This window comes from Fibrobacter sp. UWH1 (assembly GCF_002210365.1).
Taxonomy (GTDB): domain Bacteria; phylum Fibrobacterota; class Fibrobacteria; order Fibrobacterales; family Fibrobacteraceae; genus Fibrobacter.
In genome coordinates this window covers 19,937-32,635 of the sequence record NZ_MWQG01000018.1, presented here as the reverse complement: position 1 = coordinate 32,635, position 12,699 = coordinate 19,937, and the positions used below count along the sequence as shown (strand labels likewise).

General features: G+C 50.7%; 12 protein-coding genes. 10 read left to right on the top strand and 2 right to left on the bottom strand.

Annotated elements, in window-relative coordinates:
* The first annotated feature begins 10 nt into the window (after positions 1-10).
* Entirely contained in the window at positions 11-3,358 is a 3,348-nt protein-coding gene (gene mfd, locus B7992_RS09595; protein ID WP_088666151.1) for a transcription-repair coupling factor, read from the top strand.
* A 233-nt stretch (positions 3,359-3,591) separates the two neighbouring features.
* Here mfd and B7992_RS09590 read toward each other — a convergent pair whose 3' ends face one another.
* Entirely contained in the window at positions 3,592-4,413 is an 822-nt protein-coding gene (locus tag B7992_RS09590) for a TatD family hydrolase (protein ID WP_088666150.1), read from the bottom strand.
* Positions 4,414-4,550: 137 nt separating this feature from the next.
* Here B7992_RS09590 and B7992_RS09585 point away from each other — a divergent pair, with 137 nt between their 5' ends.
* Entirely contained in the window at positions 4,551-4,748 is a 198-nt protein-coding gene (locus B7992_RS09585; RefSeq protein ID WP_073161305.1) for a hypothetical protein, read from the top strand.
* Positions 4,749-4,898: 150 nt separating this feature from the next.
* Here the strand turns inward: B7992_RS09585 and B7992_RS09580 are convergent, their stop codons facing one another.
* A complete protein-coding gene (locus tag B7992_RS09580; RefSeq protein WP_088666149.1) occupies positions 4,899-6,482 on the bottom strand; it encodes a hypothetical protein in 1,584 nt (527 codons plus the stop codon).
* Between the two features lie 141 nt (positions 6,483-6,623).
* Between B7992_RS09580 and B7992_RS09575 the strand changes: the two genes are divergently transcribed.
* The 8 genes from B7992_RS09575 to B7992_RS09540 all read left to right on the top strand — a co-directional run bounded on the left by B7992_RS09575 (position 6,624) and on the right by B7992_RS09540 (position 12,685).
* Positions 6,624-7,700, top strand: coding sequence for a hypothetical protein (locus tag B7992_RS09575; protein ID WP_073161307.1), 1,077 nt, complete (start codon positions 6,624-6,626; stop codon positions 7,698-7,700).
* A gap of 27 nt (positions 7,701-7,727) precedes the next feature.
* Positions 7,728-8,180: a PIN domain-containing protein gene (locus B7992_RS09570; protein ID WP_073161308.1), complete on the top strand. Its 453-nt coding sequence runs from the start codon at positions 7,728-7,730 to the stop codon at positions 8,178-8,180.
* Between the two features lie 33 nt (positions 8,181-8,213).
* Entirely contained in the window at positions 8,214-8,771 is a 558-nt protein-coding gene (locus B7992_RS09565) for a hypothetical protein (protein WP_073161309.1), read from the top strand.
* A 72-nt stretch (positions 8,772-8,843) separates the two neighbouring features.
* On the top strand, positions 8,844-10,298 hold the full coding sequence (gene gatB / locus B7992_RS09560) for an Asp-tRNA(Asn)/Glu-tRNA(Gln) amidotransferase subunit GatB (protein ID WP_073161310.1): 1,455 nt from the start codon (positions 8,844-8,846) through the stop codon (positions 10,296-10,298).
* 72 nt (positions 10,299-10,370) lie between these two features.
* Positions 10,371-10,688 carry a hypothetical protein gene (locus tag B7992_RS09555; protein WP_254917669.1) on the top strand — a complete coding sequence of 106 codons (318 nt, stop codon included), beginning with the start codon at positions 10,371-10,373 and terminating at the stop codon, positions 10,686-10,688.
* A 158-nt stretch (positions 10,689-10,846) separates the two neighbouring features.
* Positions 10,847-11,935 carry a site-specific integrase gene (locus tag B7992_RS09550; protein ID WP_088666148.1) on the top strand — a complete coding sequence of 363 codons (1,089 nt, stop codon included), beginning with the start codon at positions 10,847-10,849 and terminating at the stop codon, positions 11,933-11,935.
* Positions 11,936-12,118: 183 nt separating this feature from the next.
* Positions 12,119-12,304, top strand: a complete 186-nt coding sequence (locus B7992_RS09545) for a hypothetical protein (RefSeq protein ID WP_073225020.1) — start codon at positions 12,119-12,121, stop codon at positions 12,302-12,304.
* A 57-nt stretch (positions 12,305-12,361) separates the two neighbouring features.
* Positions 12,362-12,685, top strand: a complete 324-nt coding sequence (locus B7992_RS09540; RefSeq protein ID WP_254917668.1) for a SpoVG family protein — start codon at positions 12,362-12,364, stop codon at positions 12,683-12,685.
* The last annotated feature ends 14 nt before the right edge of the window (positions 12,686-12,699 follow it).

Here is a 12,699-nt window from a genome sequence, read left to right as displayed (position 1 = left end):
ACACCGAATTATGGAATCCTTATCAGAATTTTTAACCTTCGCCCACTCGCAAACCCTTAACGTTTTTCACAAGGTCAAGGGAGAGGCCATCCACGTAAACGGAGCGACGATTCCGCTTGCGGCCATGATGGTGGCGACTCGTTACTTGAAGAATCCGGAGCCCATTATTGTGGTGGCTAGGGATTACCGAAGTGCCGAGGCATGGGTTGAAAATCTGGAAAGCCTGGTGGGGGAGCAGTTCGTGCGATTCTTCCCTTCGGTGGGCCTGAAGCCTTACGAAAAGAAGGTTCCTTTTGAGGGTGTCCTAGAAGAACGTCTAAAGTTTTTTCGAGACGTAGATAAGTACAATTCCAATCATGGGGAGGCGCCCTTTATTACGGTTTGCCCCCTGGATTCCTTTATCATGCGCCTGCCCAGTCCGGGTGCCGTGATGAAGAACTGCCTGAATTTGAAGGTGGGTGACGTTCTTGAACCGTCTACGCTTCGCCCCTGGTTCATGGACCACGGTTTTGTGGAACAGCCTGTGGTTAGCGGGGTTGGGGAGTTCTCGGTTCGCGGTTGTATCGTTGACGTAAACTGCCTGCTTTACCCGCACCCGATCCGAATTGAATTCTTTGGCGACGAAATCGAATCCATTAGAAGTTTTGATATCTTCAGCCAGCGTTCTGTGGAGCAGATGAAACAAGTTCAGCTGTACCCCATGGGCGAATTTACCGTTCCCGAAAAGGAACTTTCTCGCTATAATGGCGAACAGGAAGGGCTCTGGTGGCACCGCAGTCGCTATGAACGTCTGGAAAGAAGTCTGCTGGATTACTTGCCGGGAGCCTCCCTGGTTTTCGAGGAACTTTCCCTGCTTTCGGAACAGGCATCCAAGACCTATTATGCTTACGAGGCTGCCTACCATGAAGTGCGTCTGGTGGATGAAGAAGCCTGCGCTCCCAGCGATTTGATTTACAAGATCGGCGAACTTTCCCGCGGCTTTGTGGGGCGCGCCTCCATGGACATGACCCGCGTCAAGGTGGATGACGGCAACTGGTTCGATCTTCATTGTAAGCCTCAGGATTTTTCATCTCACGGAACCGAACAGGTGGAACGTGAAATTGAGGAATTCACTGCGGCGGGCGGCACCGTTTATGTTGTGGCCCCCACCCAGGGGGGCCTAAACCGTTTGCGTCTTGTTTTTGGCAATTACCCCATCGAAGAATATATCCTGGGCAATATGACCGAAGGTTTCTGGCTTGAAGAAGACAAGGTCGCCTTCTTGACGGAAACTCGAATTTTCAATCGTCATTCCAATAAGGTCCGCAAAAGGAAAATCGCTGGCTCTGTTTCGGGTGCGTTAATGGTGGAATCCCTGAACCGCGGGGATTTCGTAGCCCACGAAGATCATGGGGTTGGCCGTTATTTGGGCCTTGTCCGTGTAGAAGTGAACGGCGGCATGGTGGACTGCGCCTTGCTGGAATATGCCGGCGGCGACAAGCTGAAATTCCCTGTGGCGGACCTTCAAAAAATTGAACGTCTCGATAACGGCGAAAACGAACCGAAGCTAGATAAGCTGGGCGGCAAGAGCTGGGAAAATGTCAAGAAGCGTGTCAAGCAGAAGGTCATCCAGATTGCCCGCGAACTGGTGGAACTTTACGCCAAGCGCGAACTGATCGATGGTTTTGAGTTCCCGCCTGATGATAGTCTGCAGCGTGAATTTGAAGACGCCTTTGAATACGATCCCACACCCGACCAGGTGAAGGCTACCGCCGATATCAAGAGGGATATGGAAAGCCATAAGCCTATGGACCGCCTGATTTGCGGTGACGTTGGCTTTGGAAAAACTGAGGTGGCCATGCGCGCCGCCTGCAAGAGTATCGCCAGCAAGAAGCAGGTTGCCGTTCTTGTTCCCACCACCATTTTGGCGGCCCAGCATTATGAAAATTTCATGGATCGTTTTGCGGGTTTCGGCGCCAACATCGCTTTGGTGAACCGCTACAAGACCACCAAGGAAAAGAAGGAAATTTTCAAGCAGGTGGCCGAAGGGAAGGTGGATATTCTGATCGGAACACACGCCTTGCTTTCTGAAAAGAATCAGTTCCACGACTTGGGACTTTTGATTATTGACGAAGAACAGAAGTTTGGCGTAAAGCAGAAGGAAAAACTCCGCGAGATGCGTCTGGCGGTGGACACCTTGAGCATGAGTGCCACGCCCATTCCCCGTTCCCTGCATTTGAGCATGACCGGCGTCCGCGATATTTCCTTGATCAATACGCCGCCGGTAAATCGCCTGCCTGTTGAAACCAAGTTGCTGAAGCGTGACGATGAAGTCATCAAGAACGCCATTGTAGACGAACTGGCCCGTGGCGGTCAGGTGTTTATCGTGAATGACCGCGTGCAGAACATTTACGATTTGGCCGACGAAATTCAGGAACTGGTTCCTAATGCGGTAATCGGTGTGGCTCACGGTCAGATGGACGATCGCGATCTGGAAAATTCCATGGACGCGTTCCTGTCTCGAAAGTTTGACGTTCTCGTAAGCACAAGCATTATCGAGTCGGGCCTGGACGTTCCTAACGCCAATACGATTATCATTATGAACGCCCATCATTTTGGCATCAGTCAGCTGTACCAGATGCGTGGGCGAGTGGGCCGCAGTAGCGTTCTTGCAAAGGCCTTGCTGGTGATTCCCGCCAAACATGAAATTTCTCCGGAATCCATGCGCCGCCTGAAGGCTCTGGAACAGTTTACGGACTTGGGCAGCGGCTACCAGCTGGCTATGCGCGACCTTGAAATCCGCGGTGCGGGCAACTTGCTAGGCCAGGAACAGCACGGCTTTATTGCCGAAGTTGGCTTTGAAACTTATGTGCGCCTGGTGAAGGAAGCGGTAGAAATGCTCCGCGGCGGTCCGCTGGAAAAGCCCATCCAGACTCGCGTGGAATTGGGTGTGGACGCCTACCTGCCCGAAGACTACATTCAGGATGGCCTTACCCGAATTTCGCTGTACCAGAGGATTTCCCGTGCGGCAAAGCCCAGCGACCTGGAAGCCATTGGCCAGGAACTGAACGACCGTTTTGGCCCTGTTCCCGAAGCGGCCAAGATGCTTTTGCTTGTGTCTGAAATTGGCCTGCATGCGGGCCGCCTGAAGATCCAGGGCTTGCAACAGAAGAAGGGGCTGCTTGCGGCCACCTTCGTGGAATCGCCCCCGGTTGGCCCCCGCGTGTTGAGCGAGATGTACGCCAACGCGTTGTTCCCCATGCGCATTATGGGCGGTTCACCCTTGCAGGTGGTGATTGAACTTGGCCGCGGCAAGGCGTCGGAACTGGCGGAAAACGCCTTGAAGCAGTTCAAGGCTTTTGATAAAATTTCGGTTTAACGGCGTGAGAGCCCCCGAAATTGCGATTTTTACTAACCAAACTCCGTTTTTTGGTGTAATTGGTTAGTAGTTTTTCATAAAAAAAATCCGTTCCGGGATAATTTGTGTTTTATTTTACTAACTAAATCTCTATTTTAAAGGAGTTTGGTCCGTAATCAAGACTCGCTACCCATAAAAAAGACACATACAAATTAAAATTTTACTGCCTGATTGGCCATTTGGCACCCGTTTGGTTAGTAAACCTGCGAAAACAGCCCATGAATTCGCTCCAAGCACTCCTGAATTCGGGAGGCAACGGCGGCTGAGGTGGAACAATCCGACGCTGATTCGCCTTTGGGGGTGTCTGTGCCATTTCGGGGTGGCACGTCTGCGCCGTTTGGAGTGTTTGCGTCGTTCGGTGAGAAACTTTCGTCGGCGTCGGTTTCAAAGCGGACTTGTTCCCGAGGGATTAGACCCATTGCGGCTGCCGTTGATTTTTTGCGGAAGGAGTCGGCGTGCAGCGAAAAGAGGGCCCGTGTACCCAGCTGTTGCAGTGTCGCCTTGATAATGCCAGCGTCCCCGCCGAAGCGGTGGAAAATGACCTGAGGGACCGGGGCGGTTTCCCGTTGGCAGCATTCCACGTCTGCGATCATTTTCAATATCCTGCTGTAATCTCCGACGCAGTGAACCTGAATGGGGCGGTTTAATTCCTGCGCCCACATTACCTGTCTTTTAAAAATTAGCTCTTGAACTCCTGCGGACTCATATCCTTCAAAACGCTTGTCTAGCCCGCATTCGCCAACGGCATAATCGCCGCTACGGAGAATCTGTTCTAGGCGGTTCATTTCTGATTCGCTCACTTGGGCGGCGGCCATGGGGTGTACACCGAAGGCTTGTGTCCATTTCGTTGCGGACCGGGCGTGCTGAACGTCAGTGATTTTCATCAGTTCCATCGATTTTTCCCATTCCCAGGGCTCGCAAGCCACGTTGTTGAATCCGCAATCGGCTTGTAAGAGGGCTTTGGCCACATCGGCGGAGTGGGGGAGTCGTGACAAATGGAGGTGAAAATCGAACATGTGTCAAAATATAGACTTGCTTGGTCTAAAAAATGCCTTTTTTTTGCTCAAATTCTGTAAAAAAGGGTTGTTTTTCCAAACGAAAAAGCCTAATTTAGGGCTATAAGTTTTATCAATCCTCAAAAAAGGAGTTTCTAATGCGTGATTTGCTGGAAAAGGCACTGAATAAGGGTCTGTCTGTTTCTTTTTCTAATGAAGGTGGTTTCACTATCATTCGCATTGCCAAGGGTAGCGAAGTTGTTGCTAGCTGCAGCCTGGGTGTTGCAGACTTCCGCACCAGCGTCGAAGATTCCCTCCAGTCTCTCATGATGGATCTGGATCGCAAGGGTCTCTAATTTAAAGTCAAATTTTTTTTGCGAGCGCTCGGCTTAAGCCGGGCGTTTTTTTGTTTGGGTTTATATGTGGGAAGGAACGTTTAACCTTGGGAATAAAAAAAGTGCCTGGCGCTAAACCAGACACTTTTTCAGAGAAATTCTCTAATGTGATTAGTTGATGCGGCCAACCAGGTTGCCAGACAGCATGTAGTCCTTGGTAGAACCGTAGCTGTGGAAACCAGCAGAGAGGCTGAAGCGGTCGGTGAATGCCTTTTCCAGGTAGATTGCACCGAGAACGTCCTTCACATGCTTCTGCTTGTCGCTAACACCGAATTCCTTGTGTTCGTTACGGTCAGCAACGTATTCGGCTTCGACGATGATGCGGTCCACAACCTTGGTGTAGAAGGTAACACCGCCGGTAACCGGGATAACCAGGTCGTCGGAAACGTCCATGAGGGCGCCTTCAGCGAAGATGTCCATGGTGTTGGAGACAACCGGCAGGTTGAACTTGGCGGAAACGTTGTGCTTGATGTCTGCATCGGCGTCGTAGATGGCGTCGAAGAGGTTGCTGCGGTAAGCCAGCTGAACCTTCAGCTTTTCAAGACCTTCGAGGCCGTGGAAGTTGAATGCAGCACGGATGTCGCCTCTGTCCAGATTTTCAGACTTGCTGATGAGAGACAGGTACAGGTCCATGTTGTCGCTCGGGGTGAAGCCGAACTGCAACTGGTTTTCGGAAGCCTGAGTGGAGAGGAAGCCGTTTACGTAACCATCGATGTAGCCACCGAAGTAGTCACCGCTCTTGTCAGTGTTGTCCCAACGACCCACCTTGAAGGTGAAGTAGTCGGTGCCCTGCATTGCCCATGCTTCGTCCAGGGAGAAGTAGTCGGCTGCTGCAGTTTCTGCGGAGCTGTTACGGATCTGTTCCTTCTTGACCTTCTTGTCGACGTTGTCGTCGGAGGACTTCAGGTCGCCGGGGTAGAATGCGAGGCCGATCTTGCCCTTGAAGTCTTCGGTTTCAGCGAGGACTGCAAAGTTAGCTTCTCCGTTCCAGGTTTCCAGGTTGTCGCTATACTTGTCGTTTTCGGAAGACCAGAATACCTTGCCTGCTTCCAATTCGAAGTCAGCGTTGATGTCGAAGTTGATCTGGTTAACAGACATCACTGCGTTTTCGATCATCTTTTTCTTTTTGCGCTTCTTCTTCTTGGGCTGAGCCTGTTCAGCAGCGGGAGCGGCTGCAACTTCGGCTGCAGGTGCTGCTTCGACGGCAGGTTCTGCGGCAGGAGCTTCGGCGGCCTTTACTTCTTCGGCCTTGGCTTCTTCTGCGGCAACAGCTTCTGCTGCGGGTGCTTCAGCGGCAGCGGCTTCGGCGGCGGGTGCCTGTTCGGCAGCGGCTTCGGCGGGAGCTTCGGCAGCCTTCACTTCTTCAGCGGGGGCAGCAGCGGCTTCGGCAGGAGCTGCTTCGGCAGGGGCGGCGACTTCGGCTGCAGGTGCTGCCTTTTCGGCGGCGGGAGCAGCGGGAGCGGCGGCCGGGGCTGCTACTTCAGCTGCAGCGGGAGCAGCGGCAGGAGCAGCTGCTTCGGTAGCAGCAGGAGCGGCCTTTTCGGCAGCGGGGGCAGCAGGCTGGGCAGCGGGAGCTGCGGCGGCGGGAGCTGCGGCGGCGGGAGCGGCAGCAGGTGCTGCAGCGGGTGCAGATGCTTCAGGTGCAGCAAAAACAGCAGCAGCCATGATGCAAGAGGCTAAAAACATTTTCTTCATAGAGGGAACTCCTTTCACTAATTCCACGTTCAAATTTTAGTAAAAAATTTTGGCAGTATGGTAAAAAAAACTTTCCTTAGGGGTTTTTACTTTCATTTATCATTTAAAATGGCTAACTTTACGCTTCAAAAGAGGTGAATTTTGAAGAGATCTATCATTTTTGCATTGTTTTTTGCCGTTGCATTCGGTTTTTCACAAGAAACTCTGTCCGTTTATAAAAAGGTTGGCGGTACCGTAGACGAAAGTACCCCCGCAGCAACCCTCCAGCTTAATGACTGGATCAAGGAACTGCCCATTCCCCAGGATTCCGTAAAAAAGACCAAGATTGTCAAGGAAAAGGTGGAAGTCAAGGACAAGAAGGGCAATGTCAAGAAAGACAAGAAGGGACGCCCCAAGATGAAGACCGTCAAGAAGAAGGTGGTCTATTATGAAAAGGTAACTCCCTCTGAACCGCCCCGTTTCGTACCCATCGATTGTAAGTATGGTGCCCTCTGGGTCAAGCGCGCCGACCTGGCCCGTTTCCAGCAGGCAGCCCAGGACCTGAGTGGCGAGTACGCCTCCGCAACCGGTCGCGTTGTCCTCAAGAAGTCTCCTACGAACCCCAGACAGTTTACCTTTATCATCCAGAATGGCCCCGAATCTGGTCGTGCCGAACTGGAAGCCAGCAATGTGGAAATGCGCGAAGCCGGCGGCCAGGGTCGCATGACCTATAGCGAAGAAGGCTGCACCGTTGACCTGGCAATCGCCAACCGTCGAGTGAAGGTGGCTCAGCGTGGCTGCTCCGAATACAACGTGGGCAACTACACTCTCGAAGGCGAATACAACGACTTCAGGGGCATCCGTCGCGTGGTCGAAACCTTCAACATGCCCGAACAGGCTTTCACCTACAAGTACTTCAAGTGGTGCGACAGCGGCTTTGATTCCTGCAAGGAAGAAAAGGATGAAAACGGAAAGGTGACCATCACCTGGAGTAAGGGCGGCAACGGCTTTATCGAACGTAAGGCTGGCGAAGAAGTCCATACCTATCGTCCCTTCGAACACGTGATTCCCCACAAGCGCGACTACTTCAAGGGTGAAAAGCCCGTGGCCATCAAGACCAAGCGCACCGATATTAGCGGTGAATGGTGGATCTGGTACTTCTACCCCAAGGCTGAACGATTCAGGATGGTTCGTGCCGGCATGCGTGAAGACATCGCCCAGATGGAAATCTACGAGTAATTACAGCAGGTCAGACACTCTAACTTTATGAACAAGGTTATAGAACAGTCCCGCATTCTATTTCTGGATACAAGCGCAGTTGTCCGCCTGCTCCAGATGCATCCGGACTTCTATCCTGTCGTTTCGTCGGTGCTGGACTATGCTTACGAAAAGAACATCACGATTCTGACTTCTAGCGTCACCCTGTTTGAACTTTCCCGCAAGGCCTGTGTGGCAGGGGAGGGCGTTCTTGCCCGCCAGTACCGTGAGTTCTTTGAACATTCCCAGAACGTTAAACTCTGTGACGTGAATGGCGAAATCGCGGTGAAGGCTGCAGAACTTTTTGCATCTGCCAATCGTACAAACCACAAGCTTTCCGAAGAAGATTCCCTGCGACTGGCCACGGCATTCGTGAACGGAGCGGATTGCATCCTTACCGAGAATGTGAACTTTGCGAACTCTACGGATATACCCGTGGTAACGCTGGAAGAAGTTTTATAATTATATTTGCGCCCGACAAAAGAAGGACTCGATATGGCAAATGAATATAAGATGCAAATGAACCTGACGTCTCGTCTGGACAAGTATTCCCTGAAGCTGCAGCAGCTCATGGTGAAGTCCAAGTTCACCCTCAAGGCTATGGAATACGGCGCAACCCACGGCATGCTCCGCGACCTGATCAAGTACGGTGTCGAAATTGATGGTGCATTCAACAGCGTTGGTGACTTCTGCTTTTCTAAGACCACCTTGCCTCTGGAAGAATACGCCCTGGACATGACTGTTCAGTTTGATGCAGTGACTCTCAATGCCCGCCTGATGAGCATCAACATCTCTACCAAGCGCGTTAAGGATGGCAACACCGAAACGGAATATTCCTTCAACTTCGAAAAGGATGCAGACAAGGATGACTTCGATCTGGTAATCCCTTACTTCAAGGTCAAGGAAGCCGAAGAAGAAGACGATCCCAACAAGGTTGAAATGGGCGGCCTCCAGGATCTGGTCTCTGAATTGGAAGGCGGTGGAAAGGGCAAGTTCAAGAAAAAGAAGAAGCGCCCCTTTATCTACTACGATACATACTTCACCATTGAGTAATTTTGAATTGAGCCGCACTTTGTTAGTGTGGCTTTTTTCTACATTTTCTCTTGTAAATTTACTGGAGTTAATATGCCTAACTACTCTACCGTTATCGGTCTCGAAATCCATTGCCAGCTCGCTACCAAGACGAAGATGTTCTGCGGTTGCGAAATTGAAGTGAACACTACTCCTAATAAGCACGTTTGCCCGGTTTGCCTGGGTATGCCCGGTGCCATGCCGGTTCCCAACAAGCAGGCTGTGGAATACGCTATCCGCCTGGGTCTCGCTCTCAACTGCGAAATCGACCTGAACGCCATGTGGACTCGTAAGAACTACTTCTATCCGGACCTTCCTAAGGGCTATCAGATTACCCAGACTGGTGGTCTTCCGGTGTACGACCACCCGATTTGCAAGAACGGCTGGCTGGAAATCATCAAGGCCGACGGTACCAAGAAGCGCGTGGGCATTACCCGTATCCATATGGAAGAAGATGCCGGTAAGCTGATCCACGACATGAGCCCCACCGACTCTCACTTCGACGCAAACCGCTGCGGTACTCCGCTTTGCGAAATCGTGACTGAACCGGACATCCGTAGCCCGGAAGAAGCTGTGCTGGTCCTCAAGAAGATCAAGCAGACTTTGGAATACACCCGCGTTTCCAATGCTAACATGGAAAACGGCAACATGCGCTGCGATGGTAACATCTCTCTCCGCGCTTCCGAAGACGCTCCCTTCGGCACCCGTGCAGAAATCAAGAACTTGAACAGCTTCACTAACCTTGAAAAGGCTCTGAACGCCGAATACTACTTGCAGTCCGCAACGCTCGACGCAGGCAAGGAAGTGGAACAGTGCACCAAGCGTTACGATCCCAACGCCGATAAGACCATCGTCATCCGCTCCAAGGAAGACGCTCATGACTATAAGTACTTCCCGGAACCGGATATGGTCCGTCTCGTGACCGATCCTGCCTTCGTGGAAGAAATCCGTCGCACCCTTCCGGAACTGCCGGATGCACGTCGCGCCCGCTTCATGAATGACCTTGGCGTATCTGAATACGACGCACAGGTTTTGACCGACGACCGCGACATCAGCGACTGGTTCGACACCGCTTCCAAGAACTGCAAGAACGGCAAGGTTCTCGCTAACTGGGTCATTACCGAACTCCTGGCAAAGATGAAGGATCTGGAAGGTGGCCTCGCTGACCTGAAGATCAAGCCGGAACAGCTCTGCGCCCTGGTGAACCTGATCGAAGACAAGACCATCAACGGTAAGATTGCAAAGACCGTCTTCGCCGACATGTTCGAAACTGGCAAGGATCCTGCAGATATCGTTAAGGAAAAGGGCCTGGTCCAGGTGGCTGACACTGGCGCTATCGAAGCTATTGTTCGCGAAGTTTGCGCTGCCAACGCTGCCCAGTTCGCAGAATTCAAGGCCGGTAAGGTGGCTCTGAAGGGCTTCCTTGTGGGTATGACCATGCGTAAGTCCGGTGGCAAGGCTAACCCGGGTATGGTGAACGAAATTCTCGACAAGCTGGCTCAGGAATAATCGGCCTAATCGCCACCCTTCGCTATGCTCAGGGCAGGCTCTGCTTCGCAAGTTGCTATGGCATTGAATCGTGTGTTTGCAATATTCGCATTTGCAATCGCCTGCGTCGCACTGACGCCGGTGGTTTCGTCTGCCGCCGACAAGCTGGACCAGTATGATTCCGCCTATGTCAATACCCTAAATATGACGGATGCTGAAATTGCCGAACTCTATGGTATTGATAGTACAAAGCTGGCGGAAGGTCCGACCTTGCAGGAACTGAACGAAGAGAACCCTAGCTATGTCAAACGCGAGTACGACCATAAACAGCAGGTCATAGTTGGTAGTGTCGTTATGTTGTGCGTAGCTATAGCCATGGTGCTGATGAACAATTATAATCCTTCACGCTGACAGAAACCTGCATAAACTCAAAAACGCCTAAATTGAGCTAAAAACGGCAATTTTCGTAAAAATACCTCTTTCAATTTTGCTTTTGTAGTGTTACTTTTGGACTGAAACCGTCACTCGAGCGTCACTTGACTGGCACCCGAGGATCGCCGGGGAGGTCTATGAGTAAGGTTCGTGAAACAGTCAATTTGAGAAAGCGTACCATGAAAAATGGAGGCCAGTCCCTATATCTGGATTGGTTCTTTCATGGCAAAAGGGAACGCGAATTTTTAGGACTCTATCTTGGAAAAGATAAAGTTCAAAATGCAACTACAATGCGTTTGGCCCAACAACTCAAGGCCAAGAAAATGGAAGAGCTGATTGCCATAGAAGCAGGAATCGCTGTCAAGAAATTTGAAGCAACCAGCATCTCATTTAGAGATTATGCTTTGGAAGTTGCAAGTCGATATAAAGTGAAAAATACCGTTCGTTCTTTTACGTCGGCTGCGAAACGTATTCCGAATAAGATAATGCTCGCTTCTGTTGATAGGGCCTGCCTTTCAAAGATCATTCGAGATGCTTGGGGAGAATGTTCTCAAAACGCACAAAACTCAAACGGTGCGTTTCTTAAGTTGGCCATGCGACAAGCTTTCAAGGAAGGTCTTGTTCCTCAGCTCCCGGATTTTTCTGGTGTTGTTCCATCGCCAAAACCTGGTAATAAGGTTTTCTTGACTTTGGATGAAATAAAGCAGTTCATGGCTGTTGAACCTCCTGTCGATAAATGTGGTGCATCTGCTGCAAGGCGCTGGTTCATGATAAAGGACGCTTTTCTGTTTGGCTGTTTTACGGGGCTTCGTTATAGCGATATTTATAAGGCAAAATGGGGCGACATTCAAGACGGTATTTTGATTACGGAACAGATGAAAACGAAGGAGGAAGTTCGTATTCCTCTTTCGCAAAACGCTTTGCAATTTATTCCGCAAAGAAACGAAAACGTTCGAGACGAGGATCGAATATTTGATGCCATTCCTGGCAGATCGTGCCATGCAGATATAAAACTTGCAAAGCTGGTAGAACTTTCCGGCATAAAGAAACACATTACCTTTCACTGTTCCCGTCATACCTGTGCGACCTTGATGCTTTCATACGGGGCGGACCTTTATACCGTCAGCAAGATTTTGGGCCATACCAACGTCAAGACGACCCAAATTTACACAAAGGTGCTGGATGAGGGCAAGCGCAAGGCTGTCGAACTGGTTCCCAAGATTTAGAACCTTGCGGAAATCGTGAAAGGGCTATAGACTATCCGTCTATGGCTCTTTTTTTTTGTCTATTGAACAATAAAAATTGAAAGAAAATGAAAAATATTTGAATTTTTCTTGATTTACGTCTTGACACAGCTGTGCGGTTATGTAGATTTGTGGTGTACAAATGAGCAAACAAGGCTGGTTCAAATGAATACAAGAAAGACAAATAAGGGCGAGTTTAGGTACTATAACGTCGCCTACAAGTTTAACGGGGAACCCAGAACCTGGAGCGTGACTGTTGACGTAGCCAGCAGCAAGAAGGCTGCTATTGAATGGGTCAAACGCTACCTTGGCGGAACCGACCACAAGGCTCACCCGGCCTACATCATTTAGGACCTGCTGATCGGCAGGCCTTTCTTTTAACCACAAACCCTAAAAAAGGAAAAAATCATGAATAACGAAACCAAAAACACCGAAACCCAGATCGCAAACGTCTTTGACTGTTTGGCAATCACGAACGTGCAGGTTTTCCCCTTCAAGGAAGGCCCCAGCATGGGCCACATGAAGGGCCTTGCAACTGTTGTTTTCAATGACCAGCTCATGCTTCGCGGCTTGCGCATCATGGATGGCGAAAACGGCTTGTTTGTCGGCTATCCGAACGACCCGTTCTATAAGGGTGAGGATTTCCGTTATATTGCCCAGCCCGTTACCCGCCAGCTCCGCGAACACATCGAAAACTGTGTACTGGAAAAATACCAGGCCGCAATCGCTTAAAAATCACCATTGAA

Coding starts and splice junctions, on each gene's coding strand:
- B7992_RS09585 (WP_073161305.1), top strand. CDS start 4,551: ATGCGTGATTTGCTGGAAAAGGCACTGAATAAGGGTCTGTCTGTTTCT.
- B7992_RS09550 (WP_088666148.1), top strand. CDS start 10,847: ATGAGTAAGGTTCGTGAAACAGTCAATTTGAGAAAGCGTACCATGAAA.
- B7992_RS09545 (WP_073225020.1), top strand. CDS start 12,119: ATGAATACAAGAAAGACAAATAAGGGCGAGTTTAGGTACTATAACGTC.
- gatB (WP_073161310.1), top strand. CDS start 8,844: ATGCCTAACTACTCTACCGTTATCGGTCTCGAAATCCATTGCCAGCTC.
- B7992_RS09570 (WP_073161308.1), top strand. CDS start 7,728: ATGAACAAGGTTATAGAACAGTCCCGCATTCTATTTCTGGATACAAGC.
- B7992_RS09540 (WP_254917668.1), top strand. CDS start 12,362: ATGAATAACGAAACCAAAAACACCGAAACCCAGATCGCAAACGTCTTT.
- B7992_RS09565 (WP_073161309.1), top strand. CDS start 8,214: ATGGCAAATGAATATAAGATGCAAATGAACCTGACGTCTCGTCTGGAC.
- mfd (WP_088666151.1), top strand. CDS start 11: ATGGAATCCTTATCAGAATTTTTAACCTTCGCCCACTCGCAAACCCTT.
- B7992_RS09580 (WP_088666149.1), bottom strand. CDS start 6,482: ATGAAGAAAATGTTTTTAGCCTCTTGCATCATGGCTGCTGCTGTTTTT.
- B7992_RS09590 (WP_088666150.1), bottom strand. CDS start 4,413: ATGTTCGATTTTCACCTCCATTTGTCACGACTCCCCCACTCCGCCGAT.